Annotated in this window: 9 protein-coding genes and 2 pseudogenes; 6 read left to right on the top strand and 5 right to left on the bottom strand. The window is 70.8% G+C overall.

Annotated features, from left to right (window positions below; translation table 11 throughout):
* Positions 1 to 29 precede the first annotated feature (29 nt).
* Positions 30 to 419, top strand: a pseudogene (locus tag ACFV7R_RS05945) (acyltransferase family protein); the annotation flags it as partial.
* A gap of 125 nt (positions 420 to 544) precedes the next feature.
* On the opposite strand, the gene ACFV7R_RS05950 reads toward ACFV7R_RS05945, so the two are convergent.
* The 3 genes from ACFV7R_RS05950 to ACFV7R_RS05960 all read right to left on the bottom strand — a co-directional run bounded on the left by ACFV7R_RS05950 (position 545) and on the right by ACFV7R_RS05960 (position 3354).
* Positions 545 to 1723: a damage-control phosphatase ARMT1 family protein gene (locus ACFV7R_RS05950; RefSeq protein ID WP_385260356.1), complete on the bottom strand. Its 1179-nt coding sequence runs from the start codon at positions 1721 to 1723 to the stop codon at positions 545 to 547.
* Positions 1724 to 1745: 22 nt separating this feature from the next.
* Positions 1746 to 2393 carry a ScbR family autoregulator-binding transcription factor gene (locus tag ACFV7R_RS05955; protein ID WP_385260358.1) on the bottom strand — a complete coding sequence of 216 codons (648 nt, stop codon included), beginning with the start codon at positions 2391 to 2393 and terminating at the stop codon, positions 1746 to 1748.
* Between the two features lie 64 nt (positions 2394 to 2457).
* Positions 2458 to 3354, bottom strand: a complete 897-nt coding sequence (locus ACFV7R_RS05960; protein ID WP_385260361.1) for a ScbA/BarX family gamma-butyrolactone biosynthesis protein — start codon at positions 3352 to 3354, stop codon at positions 2458 to 2460.
* A gap of 189 nt (positions 3355 to 3543) precedes the next feature.
* Between ACFV7R_RS05960 and ACFV7R_RS05965 the strand changes: the two genes are divergently transcribed.
* Both ACFV7R_RS05965 and ACFV7R_RS05970 read left to right on the top strand, forming a co-directional pair.
* The gene (locus ACFV7R_RS05965) at positions 3544 to 4191 is read left to right on the top strand and encodes a ScbR family autoregulator-binding transcription factor (RefSeq protein ID WP_385260363.1); all 648 of its coding nucleotides are present in this window, start codon (positions 3544 to 3546) and stop codon (positions 4189 to 4191) included.
* Between the two features lie 38 nt (positions 4192 to 4229).
* Positions 4230 to 4700 (top strand): annotated as a pseudogene (locus tag ACFV7R_RS05970) (SDR family oxidoreductase); the annotation flags it as partial.
* 330 nt (positions 4701 to 5030) lie between these two features.
* Here the strand turns inward: ACFV7R_RS05970 and ACFV7R_RS05975 are convergent.
* Positions 5031 to 6830 (bottom strand): S8 family serine peptidase, encoded by a 1800-nt coding sequence (locus tag ACFV7R_RS05975; protein WP_385260366.1) that lies wholly within the window; start codon positions 6828 to 6830, stop codon positions 5031 to 5033.
* A gap of 354 nt (positions 6831 to 7184) precedes the next feature.
* Here ACFV7R_RS05975 and ACFV7R_RS05980 point away from each other — a divergent pair, with 354 nt between their 5' ends.
* Positions 7185 to 8060, top strand: coding sequence for a lytic polysaccharide monooxygenase (locus ACFV7R_RS05980; RefSeq protein ID WP_385260368.1), 876 nt, complete (start codon positions 7185 to 7187; stop codon positions 8058 to 8060).
* 98 nt (positions 8061 to 8158) lie between these two features.
* On the opposite strand, the gene ACFV7R_RS05985 is transcribed toward ACFV7R_RS05980, so the two are convergent.
* Complete coding sequence (locus tag ACFV7R_RS05985; RefSeq protein WP_385260370.1) at positions 8159 to 9121, bottom strand: ABC transporter substrate-binding protein; 963 nt, start codon at positions 9119 to 9121, stop codon at positions 8159 to 8161.
* A 409-nt stretch (positions 9122 to 9530) separates the two neighbouring features.
* Between ACFV7R_RS05985 and ACFV7R_RS05990 the strand changes: the two genes are divergently transcribed.
* On the top strand, positions 9531 to 12128 hold the full coding sequence (locus tag ACFV7R_RS05990; protein WP_385260372.1) for an ATP-binding protein: 2598 nt from the start codon (positions 9531 to 9533) through the stop codon (positions 12126 to 12128).
* On the top strand, positions 12125 to 12601 hold the full coding sequence (locus ACFV7R_RS05995; protein WP_224738375.1) for a roadblock/LC7 domain-containing protein: 477 nt from the start codon (positions 12125 to 12127) through the stop codon (positions 12599 to 12601). Before ACFV7R_RS05990 ends, ACFV7R_RS05995 begins: the two co-directional genes overlap by 4 nt.
* Positions 12602 to 12626 lie beyond the last annotated feature (25 nt).

The following is a 12626-nucleotide window of genomic DNA, read 5'->3' on the forward strand; positions in this document are numbered from 1 at the left end:
AGGTCGGTGACGGCAGCGACGGGCGTTGGGCTGCGGCGGGCACGGCTGCCGTAGTGGTCACCTGCGCCGTAGGAAGCGCGTACTGGCACGGCGACGGCTCCCACTTCACACGGCGGGGCTGGATCGTGGCATTCCTGCTGGCCGTGCTCACCTTTGGTGCCGGACTGGCGTCGCGCCGTCGGCGGATACCCCGCCCACTGATCGAACTGGGAACGATCAGCTACTCGGTCTACCTGGTGCATCCGGTTCTGCTGGCAGTGATCGACGACACGATCGGCCGGTGGCGGCAGGACCATCCCGTACTCGAAGCGACATTCTTCGCCGTGCTGCTGCCACTATGCGTCCTGACCTACCGTTACATCGAAGCGCCGTCCCAGACATGGGGCCGAAGGCTGGCCCGCCGCGTGCAGCCACCGTGACGAACGGCTGTGCCCCACCGCCTTTGCGGTGCGACCACTGACGCGTGTGCACCCGACACGACGCCGATCGATCTCTGAGGAACCAGACCCCGGATGCACCCCCTGCGAGCTTTGTCAGGCAGGGCTCAGAGACAGCTTCTGACCTGGATCAGGGCATGGGTGCCGCCGATCCGCCAGCGCCCGCCTTCCGCGGCGTCCAGCGCGGCCTCGGTGCCGGCGTCGAGGCCGCAGATCACGTCGGACTTCAGGGTGCGCAGAGCGGCGACCGGGCCGGGGAAGTAGCCGGTGACGTCGGGGAACGGCGTCGTCGGGGGCCACAGCCGGTCGCCGACGAGGCGGCGGTAGTTGAGGTCGCCCTTCACGATCGTCACCGTGGCGGCGGCGAACTCGGCGCGCAGGTCGTCGGGCATCTCGGCGTACGGCAGCGGGCCGCAGGAGAAGGGGTGGGCCCGCACCGTGAGACGGCCGTCGGTCAGCGCCGCCCACAGCCGCCGCCCGTAGCCGCGGGCCGCGCCCGGCGCCGCCGTCAGCCGGCGCAGCGCGTCGAGCACATCGGTGGGGGTCGCGTCGGAGACGTAGTACGGGTGCGGCTTGACGTGCAGGACCGCCCGCTCGACGCGGCCACCGGCGAGCAGATGCGCGATGAGGAGCAGGTCGGGGATGAGCTCGCGGCCGGCGTTGTCGGCGATCAGGCACAGGGTGCCCGCGCCGGAGGGCGGGAGCAGCGACCACAGGGTCTCGCTGTCGTCGGCGACCAGGCCGGGGACGGCGGCCGAGATGTCGGCTCCGCCGGCGGACAGCCGGAAGCCCAGGTCTGCGCGGTTGCCCCAGAGCGAGCCGTGCAACAGGGCCCGGTCCCGTTCGTCGGCCGGGCGGTCCTCCAGGGCGTCGAGCGCTGCGAGTTCCTCGTCCGTCTGCGGTGCGTCGAGCTCGGCGAGCTTGTCGGGGCGGAAGGGGTCGATGCCCTGCCAGGGGCCGGGGGCGAAGTATCCGACGGATTCGAGGAGTTGGCGGTAGAAGTAGCTCTCGGACCACAGCCAGGGCACGTCGAACCAGGAACGCCCGGCGTAGGTGTCGAGCCCCCAGGCGGCCCAGCGGTCCCGGTCGTGCGCGTCGGCGGGGAGCGGTTCGATCACGCCCTTGGTGCAGCTTGTGAGCAGCGCGTCGAGCGCGCGCCGGCGGTCGGGGCCGTACGGGAAGGCCTCCCGCACCTGCCGGATGATCGCGGGATGGCGTTCGGCCAGCACGCTGTGCGGGAAGGAGCCGGGTTCGTTACCGAGGATCAGGGGCGCGGAGGCGGGCATGCGGCTCACCGTACCGCGCCGCTCACGCCGTTCTGATCTCCCGCTCCAGCTGTACGGCGAGGCCGAAATAGCGCGGGCGTCTGGTCACGGGCACGAGGCCGCGGATGAGGACGTACCACATCTCGGTCACCCGGCGGGGCAGGCGCAACAGGGATTCCAGGGTGCGGCCGGTGACACGTATGCCGACGAAGAAGCTGACGACGGAGTGGGCGACGACGTCGATGTCCACATCGGGGTGGAGGTCGGATTCCTTGACGGCGCCGAGCAGTTTGCGCGAGACGATCTCCAGCCACTCGGTGAAGGGATGCGGCATCGGTGGCCGCACCCCCACTCCGCCGGTGGCGAGCCGGAGGCCTGCTCGGGCGACCGGACCCTCGACGGTGAGCCGGGTGAGGCCGAAGGTGATGCGCATCAGGGCTTCGAGCGACGAGCAGTCCCGGCCGTCCACCTCGCGGGCGAGCTGCCGCGAGGCCTGCGACTGGATTTCCATGATGGCGTGGGCCAGGTCTTCCTTCGCCGCGAAGTGGAAGTACAGGGCGCCCTTGGTGACTTGGGCGTGCTCGACGATGTCGCTCAGGCTGGTCGCCTCGTAGCCGTGACGGTCGAACAGATCGGCGGCGGCCGTGATGATCGTCGCGCGGGTCTGTTCGGCTCGCAACTGCCTCGCCATCGGCTGGACTCCCCTGAAAATAAAACGGGTTACGCCGTTTGTTTCTCCCTGTTCACACGATAGCTCACTCGGTGACGACTCCCACCAGGCACTCGAAGACCGTCGACTCTCCCTGTGCGGCAACGATCCGTGTCCCGGTTCCCCGCTCTTCCACGGCCTCGATCCAGACGGGTTCGTCCAGTTCGGCATAGCGATGGAAGGCGGCGTGGAAGGAGGCGGGCGAGCCGGGCTTCGCCGCTCGCACCCAGGCCGCCTGGCGGGCCGCCTCCAGCAGGAGCATGCCTGGTGCGTGGTCGAGGGGGTGGTCGAAGAAAACGGGATGTGCGGTATCGATTCGCAGCTGCCAGCGATCGTCGCGTTCGGTCGGCGCCAGTACGACGTCCGCGGCCAGAGCGCGCCCCACGGTCTCCGCCGGGAGTCCGGGCGGTACGGGCGGCGCGGACACGGTGTCCGGGGTGCGGCCGCCGCGCAGCCTGCGGTAGACCGAGTCGCCGACGCAGGTGAACGCGACGCGTGCGGAGGCCACGCGGGTGCCGTCGACCAGCACCTCGGCGGTGTAGCGGGCGCCGGCCGGGCGGCCGCCGCGGTGCCGCACATCGAAGAAGTCGAGCTCGACGAGCGGCTCGGCCGGTATCGGGCCGACCGTCAAGTGCTCGGGAAACGTGTCCACTTCGAACTGCTGGAGCACGAAGTGGTACCCCAGGGGCACCTCGTACTCGGTGTGCGCGATCAGGGTTCCGGCCTGGCGGATCGTCTCCACGACGAGCAGCGGTTCGTACGCGGAACGGTCGGACGACACGTGTAACCCATGGGCGCGGGGCCACTGGGCGGACACCGTGAAGCGGTCGGCTCCCTTCCGGCTCCAGTCGGTGAGGAAGGTCTCGGCGACGGCCGCACGGTGGACGAACTGCCGGGGAACGGTCGCCATCAAGGACGGGGTCTCGGCAAGCGGTTGAGGCATGTCTCTCCTACGGTCCCCCGAAAGCCAGGCGGAGCGTGATGTGTCCGCTGCGGGCGAGCGCCAGAATACGAGGCGACCGGTTTGTTTTCAATGAGATCACTCCGTAGCACTCTATGATCGGGGCAGTTCCGGCACGATCGTGGCGCCCACGGCGAGAACCGGCCAACAGGGCGCCGGGGAGGGTCTCTCATGGCGAAACAGGAGCGCGCCATCAGAACACGCAGGGCGATCCTGGAAGCCGCCGGCGCGGTCTTCGACGAACACGGCTACACCTCCACCACCATCGCCATGGTGCTGGAGCGGGCCGAAGTCACCAAGGGCGCGCTGTACTTCCACTTCCCGTCCAAGGAGTCCCTCGCCCAAGCGGTGCTCGACGAGCAGGTGCCGTTCGGGGCGGTCCCCCAGCAGCCCTGCAGGCTGCAGGAGATCATCGACATGACCTTCGTGGTCGGCGAACGGCTGCTGACCAACCCCCTGTTGCGGGGGAGCGTACGGCTGACAGTGGACCAGGCGACACCCTCCGGTGTCGATCACAGCGGGCCGTTCCGGCAGTGGGGCGAGCGTCTGATGGTGCTCATGGAACAGGCGCGCGAGCGGGGTGAGTTGCTGCCCACGGTGGAGCCGCGGAACACGGTCGACCTGCTGGTCGGCGGTTTCGCGGGCCTGCAGCTGATGTCGCGGGCGCTGAGCGGCCGGGCCGACCTCGGGCATCGGCTGTCCGTGCTGTGGGGTCACATCCTGCCGAGCATCGCCGTGCCGGGGCTGCTCCTGGGCCTCGACAGCAAGGCCGACCGCGGTGCCCGCGTCCTCGCCTCGCTCGACCTTCCCGCGTCGTGATCCTGCTGACCGGGGCGACCGGAACCGTCGGACGGCTGGTGGCCGAACGCCTGCCCCACACCGAGCCCGTACGCCTGCTGACCCGCACCGTGCACCGCGCCGCCGCGCTCGTGCGCCCGCACGCCGAGGTGGTGTCCGGGGACCTCGACGACCCCGGCGCGCTGCGCGCGGCGCTGACCGGCGTGCGGTCCGCGCTGCTCGTCACCGCGAACCCCCTCACACACACCCACGACGAGAACTTCCTGACTGCCGCCGAGGCAGCGGGCGTCGATCATGTGGTGAAGCTCTCGGCCCAGGCGGTGACCGACCCCGGGGCCACCGATCTGATCACTCGGTGGCAGCGGGAGAACGAGCGGCTGCTGCGCGCCTCGAGTCTGTCGTGGACCCTGCTGCGGCCGCGTGCCTTCATGTCCAACACCCTGAGCTGGGCCCGGCCGATCCGCGAGGACGGCACGGTGCGCGCCCTGTACGGCACCGCGGCGAACGCGACGGTGGATCCACAGGACATCGCCGACGTCGCGGTACGGGTGCTGACGGAACCGGGGGAACACGCGGGTCGGGCTTACGCGCTCACCGGGCCGGCGGCGGTGAGTCCCGTCGAACAGACGGCGACCCTCGCAAAGTTGCTGGAACGGCCGTTGATCTTCACAGAGTTGACGGAGAACCAGGCACTGAGCGGACTCCTGGGCCGCTACCCCGCTCCCGTGGCCCACGCCCTGCTGGAGAGTGCGAGGCGCGGACGGGACGGGACGAAGGGGCACGTGGACCCGACGGTCGCAGCACTCCTCGGCCGTCCCGCCCGCTCACGAGGCGCGCAGCCTCAGCTCACCGTGAGCCGTTCAGAACGTCAGGCTCCAGCTGTTCAGCCGGCCCGTGTCCTGGGCCGCCGTGTCCTGGACGCGCAGCTTCCAGGTGCCGTTGGCGGTCTCGCCGGAGGCGTTCACCGAGTAGGTGGTGTTCACGTTGTCCGCGGAGTCCGAGGAGCTGGAGGACTTCAGGCGGTACGTCGAACCGTCCGGCGCGACCAGGTCGATGACCAGGTCACCGCGGTAGGTGTGGGTGATGTCGACCGCGACCTGGAGGGCCGAGGGCGCGTTGCCGCTGCGGCCGCTGACGGTGATCGGCGACTCGACGGCCGAACCGGCGTCCGGGATCGAGACGGCGGAGCTGCTGGAGAACGTCGTACCGGTGGACGTACCACCGGCCACGGCCTGGACCGTCTTGGCGGCGTCCGCCAGACCCGCACCGCAGCCACCGGAGCAGGAGCCGGGCAGCGCACGGGCGTTGGACTTGATCGCCGACTCGATCTGGGCCGGGGTCAGCGAGGACTTGGCCGACTTCATCAGCGCGGCGAGGCCCGCGATGTGCGGGGTGGCCATGCTGGTGCCCTGGTAGTAGGCGTACGACTCGGTGGACGGCGTCCTGGTGCCGGAGTTCAGCGTGGAGTAGATGCCGTTGGCGGTGCCGGTGCTGGTCTGGCCGCCCGGGGCCGAGATGTCCACCAGGGAGCCGTAGTTGGAGTACGAGGCCTTCGCACCGGTGCGGTTGGTCGCGGCGACCGAGATGACGTTGTTGCAGTTGCCCGGCGAGTGGTTCGCGACGTTGTCGTTGTCGTTGCCCGCGGCCACGGCGATCGTCGTACCCCGGTTCACGGCCGCGTTGATGGCGCTCTGGGTCGCCGAGGTGCAGGCACCGTCGCCGCCGAGGCTCATGTTGATGACCTTGGCGACGTTGGAGTTGGCGGGCACGCCCGAGACGGTGCCGCCGGACGCCCAGGTGATGGCGTCGATGATGTCGGAGTCGTAGCCGCCGCACTTGCCGAGCACGCGCACCGGGGAGATCTTCGCGCCGTACGCGATGCCCGCCATGCCCTTGCTGTTGTTGGTGACGGCGGCGATGGTGCCGGCCACGTGCGTGCCGTGCCAGGAGGAGTTGCTGGCCGGGATGCCGGAGCCGCACTCGTTGGCGTTGTACCAGTCGCCCGGGTCGGCCGGGTTGCTGTCACGGCCGTCGCCGTCCACGGAGACGGCGGTGTCGGCGATGAAGTCGTAGCCGCCGACGATGTTCGCGGCGAGGTCGGAGTGGGCGACGTAGCCGGTGTCGATGACGGCGACCGTCACACCGCTGCCGGTGGAGGTCGGCCAGGCGGCCGGCACGTTCATGCCGGCGGTGGCCTCGAACAGGTCCCACTGCTTGGCGTAGTCGGTGTCGTTCGGGTCGGCCTGCGGGGTGTTGAGGCGGTCCGGTACGACATAGGCGACCTGCGGGTCGGCCCGGTACTCGGCGACGACGTCGGCGACATCGCGCTTCGTGAGGTTCTCGCCGAGGTCGACCAGGGCGGCGCCGGTGCCGAGGCGGCGCCGGAAGTCGAGCTTCTCGCCGGCCTCCTTGCCCTTGGTCGCGGCGTCGGCGTCGGCGGCCTTGTTCGACTTCGCCTCCGCGGCGCCGGACTTGTAGCCGACGATGAGGCGTTCGGCGGGGGTGCCCGGTGCGGCCTCGGTCTGCGCGGCCGGGACGGCGGCTTCCTGAGGTGCGGGTTCCTGGGCCACGGCGACCGATGCGGTGGCGACCGTGAGCAGCGTCGCGGAAACGGCGGCGACGGATATCAGCTTGCGTCTGATGGCAGGGGAGGTTCGCAAAGGCTTGCCTTTCGTGGCCGGTCTCCGGGCAACGCGGAGCGGCGGTCGATGCGCTTCGTCGTCGAAGCGGAGGGGGGTGAACCGAAAAGCGGAGCGCGATGGCCGGCCAGGCGCGAGGGGCGACCCGTAGCAGGGGTTACCTGTGGGTCGCCTGTGCTCGAACGATAGGCAACGTGACGGTGCCTCGGATACAGGGGAAACCCTTGATCCGGCCGGAAACCCACCCTTTCCATAAGCCGGTTGACCGCGAACGTTCCCTTTGGTGCCGCATGTCGACGCGTGAACGCGCCGGGCCGGTTTCCCGTACTGCACTCGGCAGACCGTTCGCGCACCGGCCGAGGAGGAGGGGTTCGCATGCCCCGGACCACCGTATGTCGCACCGCCCTGGCGGCCGCTGCCGTAGGCCCGTTGCTGCTGGGACTCTGGGCGGCGGGTCCGGCGCAGGCGCACGGCGCGCCGACGGATCCGGTCAGCAGGGTGGTGGCCTGCTCCCCCGAGGGCGGCGAGCGGGCCCGGTCCGCGGCGTGCCGGGCCGCCGTCGCCGCGAACGGCGCGTCGTTCGAGGCCTGGGACAACCTCCGGGTCGCGAACGTGAACGGCCGGGACCGGCAGACGATCCCCGACGGGCGGTTGTGCAGCGGGGGCCTGCCCGCCTACCGGGGCCTCGACCTGCCCCGCCCCGACTGGCCGGCCACCCGCCTGTCACCGGGCGGGTCGCTGACCATGAGGTACGTCTCGACCATCCCGCACACCGGCACGTTCCGGCTCTATCTGACCGAGCCCGGATACGATCCGGCGAAGCCGCTGACCTGGTCCGACCTGCCGGAGCGGCCGTTCGCGGAAGTCGAGGACCCCACCCTGACGGACGGCGCCTACCGCATCGGGGCAACACTCCCGTCCGACCGGACGGGACGTCATGTGCTGTACACGGTATGGCAGAACAACAGTACGGCCGATACGTACTACTCGTGCTCGGACGTGGTGTTCACAGCGGGCGGCCCGCCGTCCGCGGCGGGCCGCCCCGAGGACGGCCCGGCCGCCGCTCCCTCCAGGACGCCCGAGGGCCGGGCCGCTGCCCGGCCTACGACGACGGCACCCACCGGTACCCCGGTGGCGTCCGCCGAGGGCACCGGCTCCGGCCCCTCGGCACCCCTGCTGGCGGGTGGCGCCGCCGCTGTGCTGGCCCTCGTCGGCGGCGCGGCTCTGGCCCTGCGGCTACGGCGGCGGTGAACCGCCGTGCAGTGAGGGCCGGTTGGCCGTGCACCGGGCGTGCCCCGCGGGCCTGAGGGCGGCGCGGGGCACGGCGAGGCGGAGCAGCCCGGTGATGGTCAGTTCAGGCCGACCGACTTCAGCCAGGCCTTGGCCACGTCCAGCGGGTCCTTGTTCTCCAGCTGCACCTGGGAGTCCAGGTCGAGCAGCGTCTTGGTGTCGAGCTTGGCGGAGACCGCGTTGAGCGCGTCGATGCCCTCCTGCGAGAGCCCGCTCTTGTAGACCAGCGGGGTCACGTTGGCGAACCCGAAGAGGTTCTTCGGGTCCTGCAGGACGACGAACTTCTCCTTGGTGATGGTCGGGTCGGTCGTGAAGATGTCCGCGGCCTGCACGGTGTTCTTGGTCAGCGCGGCCTGGGTGAGCGGGCCGCCGGCGTCGAGGGCCTTGAAGGACTTGAACTCCAGGCCGTATTCCTTCTCCAGCCCGACCAGGCCCTGGTGCCGGGTCTGGAACTCGGGCGAGCCGCCGATGACCAGTTCCGGGGCGATGTCCTTCAGGTCCGCGAGGGTGGACTGCGCGGTGAGATCGTACTTCTTCGCGGTCTCCGCGTTGATGGACACGGAGTCCTTGTCCTCGGCCGGCGCCGACTCCAGCAGGGTCAGCTTGGAGTCCAGCTTGGACTTGACCGCGGCGTTCACGGACTCGGCCGACTTCTGTTCCGCGTCGGGGTCGAGGTAGGCCAGGAGCGAGCCGTTGTACTCGGGCAGAACGGCGATGGAACCGTTCTTGAGCAGGCCGTAGGTGGTCTCGCGGCTGCCGATGTTCGGCTTGTACTCGACCTTGATGCCCTTGGCCTTCAGGGCTTCGCCGTAGATGTCGGCGAGGAGGATGCTCTCGGCGAAGTTGTTGGAGCCGACGACGACGGTGTCGCCGTCCGCCTTGCCCTCCGAGAGCGGGTTGTCGGACTCGTCGTCGGAGGACGAGCCGCAGCCCGCGACCAGCGCCGCCGCGACGGCGAGGGCGACGGCGGCCGCGCCGCGGTGACGTGTTCTGGACCAGCTGCTCTTCACGGTAGAAGTCACAATTCCCGTTCCGGGCTGAGGATGTGGTGGGGGAAGCTTGGCGTTGGCGGGACGTGCGGGTGCGTGCGGCGTACGGGTGCGGACACACCGCACCCGCTGATCCAATCCAGCGAGTTCTCGGTCAGTCAAGAGCAGCCAGGTCACCGATTGGCTTCGATGAGTGACCTGTTGTGAAGGAACCGCGAACGAACGTCTCCTCAAGCGGAGCGGGTTGTAACGGATTCTTGACTTGGAGTGGCACGATCACACCACCCAAGAGGCGATAGTCTCACCGGAGTTGCTCTCCGGTCACAGCGGCGACACAGACCGCACCGGTGTCGTCGTACACCAGCCGGAACCGATCAGAACGACACGCGAACGGACACGCGCGTTTTTCGTGCGCCGTGCGACACCCCATGAAGGAGGCCTGGTGTCCACGAACGAGCGGAGCGAAGCCGCAGCGAGGGGTGGCATACGGGGCTTCGCCGACCGCTGGCCGTTCCGCCGCAAGCTCAACGTGCTGGTCGGAGTGCCGCTCGCCGGACTCGCCCTGCTGCTCACCTACCTGATCAGCGACCAGGTGATGCAGGCGCGCAGCGCGGCGGAGGCCGCCACGCTCGTCCGGGACAGCGCGCAGGTCGCGGAGCTGGTCGACCGGGTGGAGACCGAGCACCAGCAGGCCATCCTGCTGTCGGTGCGCCACGAGGCCCAGGGCACCGGCGCGAAGCCCGGGCTGTCCGCCTACCGCGAGGCACAGGACGCGGTGGACGCCCAGGTCGAGAAGGTGCGTGCCGCCTTCGGCGACCGGCTGCCGGACACCGAGGCACAGGCGCTGCGGGAGATCAGCGGACTCGGCAGCCTGCGGCGGACCATCGAGCAGGGCTATCTGCCCGCCGACAACATCGACCCGGCCTACACCAACGCCGCCAAGGGCCTGATCGACGGCCTCGGTCTGGACCGCAACACGGCCCTCGCGGCCACCTTCACCGGTAATCTGCTGGACTCGCTGCTGCGCGCGGATGCCGCCCACAGCTCCTTCGAGACCAGTGTGTTCTCGGCGTCGACCGGCGACTCCAACGCGCTGATCGAGTTCATCGGCGCGGTCGGCTCCTACGAGCTGTACACCCACCAGGCCGAGCGCTTCAGCCGGTTCGCCACCGAGGAGCAGGCGACCGAGCTCCGCGGCATCGAGCACAGCAGCGCCCAGGCGACCATCCTGCGGCAGTACGCCGAGCTGCAGATCGACCCCAGCTCGCTGCAGGCCGGGTCGCCGGCGCAGATCCGCGAGAAGTTCACCGCGGCCCTCGCCTCCTACCCCGAATACCGGAAGCAGTCGGAGAGCCGCCTGAAGATCACCGGCTCGCTCATCAACCAGATCGCCGACCGCGCCGACGACTCCTCCAGCGACGCCTGGTGGAACGCCGCCTGGCTGTTCGCCCTCGCGCTGGCCGGCTTCCTCCTCTGGGGCGCCTTCTCGGTGGCGGTGCGCCGCTCGGTGGTCCGGCCGGTGCAGGCCCTCACGGGGGCCGCCCGGCAGGTCGCCGACGTCGCCGGACGTGAGCTCGCCCGGGTGGCCGACGACGACGCCGAGGACGACACACCGCCCCGGCTGCGCGAGATCCCGGTAGGTGCGAAGGACGAGATCGGCGATCTCGCCGAGGCCTTCAACCATGTGCAGACCACCGCGGCCGCCCTGCTGGAGCGCCAGGTGCTCAGCCGGCGCAACGTCGCCGAGATGTTCGGCAACGTCGGCCGACGGGTCAGCAACCTCACGACCCGGCAGCTCGCCCTCATCGACGCCGTCGAGCGGGGCGAGACCGACCCCGCTCTCCTCGAACGCCTCTACCGCATCGACCACATCGCGGTCCGCCTGCGTCGCAACGCGGACAGCCTGATGCTGCTCGCCGGCATCCGCGAGACCGTCCTGGACTCCGGGCCGACCGCGCTCACCAACGTCGTACGGGCCGCGCTCGGCCAGATCGAGGGCTACCAGCGGGTCGAACTGCACGCCGGTACCGAGATCATGGTGGAGCCGGACATCGTCGGCGACCTGATGCTGATGGTGGCCGAACTCCTGGAGAACGCCGTGTCGTTCTCCCCGGCCGGCAGCCCCGTCGAGGTGACCGTGCGCAGCGGCGACTCCGGTGCGACGATCACCGTCGCCGACCACGGCCTGGGCATGAGCGCCGAGCGGCTGGCCGAGGAGAACGCCCGGCTGATCCGGCGCGAGCGGCTCGACCTGGTGCCGACGAAGGTGCTCGGCCTGTTCGTGGTGGGCAACCTGGCCCGCCGCTGGGAGATCGGCGTGACCCTGTCCCGTACGCCCGGGGGCGGCGTGACGGCCGAGGTGACGATCCCGTCGTCGCTGCTGCTCACGATGAGCGCGCTGGCCTCCGGCGGTACGGCGGGGGACGGCGCGGCGGCCTCCGGCGGTACGGCGGGGGACGGCGCGGCGGCCTCCGGCGGTACGGCGCACGACGGCGCGGAAGCCCGGACGGCGACCGACCCGCCCGCGCACGACCGCGCGGGAGCCCGGACGGCGACCGACCCCGCTCCGGCGGCCGGGCCGCGGCCCTCAGCCGCCGTGCCGGCCGTGCCGGGAGACCCGGTGGACGCCGCACCGGACACCGCGCGTGCGCAGCACGACGCCCCCGCGGACGACCCCACCCCGCTCCCCCGCCGTGTCCCCCGGCGCGCACCCGCGGCCGGCGACGACAAGCCGCTGATCCCGAAGGCCCGCACCGAGACGGCCCCGGACGGCTCCCGCCCGCTGCGCCGCCGCGTCCGGGGCGCCACGCTCCGTACGACCGCCGAGGCCGACCGGCAGACGGCCGCCCGTCCGGCCGCCCCCGCCGACGCGGAAGCGGTCCGCAGCGCCCTGGAGGAGTTCGAGGCGGCCGTGGAACGCGCCCATCGCGACAGCGACACCCCGAGCGAGGGCGCCGGCAACAGCCGCGCTCCCGACGAAACCCGCGAACCCAGCGGCTCGCACGACCAGAACCACCTCCCGGAAGGAGCGGAGCAGTGAGCACGTCGACAGGTGGCACTCCCACAGGAGACTCCACGCCGGACGAACTGCGGGCCGCCGCAGCCGACTTCACATGGCTGCTCAACCGTTTCGCGACCGAGACCGCGGGTGTCGTCGACGCCATCGCGGTGTCCTCCGACGGCCTGCTCATCGCCGTGGCACAGCTGCGGGAGCGGGCCCACTCCGAGCGGCTGGCGGCGATCGTCTCCGGCCTCACCAGCCTTGCCGCCGGCGCCTCCGGCAACTACGGCCTGGGCGCTCTCAACAAGGTCATCATCGACCTGGAGGGCGGCCATGTCCTGGTCTCCGCGATCGGCAGCGGCGCCGTGCTCGGCGTGGTCGCCGACAAGGAGGCCAAACTGGGCAACATCGCCTACGAGATGACGCTGTTCGCCAACCGCGCCGGTGCCGCGCTCAGCCCTCAGCTCGTGCTCGAACTGAAGAACAGCGTCGGCGTCCCGTCGACGGGCTGACCGGTCACCGGCCGGTCGAGGAGGA

Source organism: Streptomyces sp. NPDC059866, assembly GCF_042731325.1.
In the GTDB taxonomy this organism is placed as follows: Bacteria; Actinomycetota; Actinomycetes; order Streptomycetales; family Streptomycetaceae; genus Streptomyces; species Streptomyces flavusporus.

Bases quoted from the DNA above. Each gene is read 5' to 3' on its own strand.
- ACFV7R_RS05950 (WP_385260356.1), bottom strand. From the start codon at position 1,723: ATGCCCGCCTCCGCGCCCCTGATCCTCGGTAACGAACCCGGCTCCTTC.
- ACFV7R_RS05955 (WP_385260358.1), bottom strand. From the start codon at position 2,393: ATGGCGAGGCAGTTGCGAGCCGAACAGACCCGCGCGACGATCATCACG.
- ACFV7R_RS05960 (WP_385260361.1), bottom strand. From the start codon at position 3,354: ATGCCTCAACCGCTTGCCGAGACCCCGTCCTTGATGGCGACCGTTCCC.
- ACFV7R_RS05965 (WP_385260363.1), top strand. From the start codon at position 3,544: ATGGCGAAACAGGAGCGCGCCATCAGAACACGCAGGGCGATCCTGGAA.
- ACFV7R_RS05980 (WP_385260368.1), top strand. From the start codon at position 7,185: ATGCCCCGGACCACCGTATGTCGCACCGCCCTGGCGGCCGCTGCCGTA.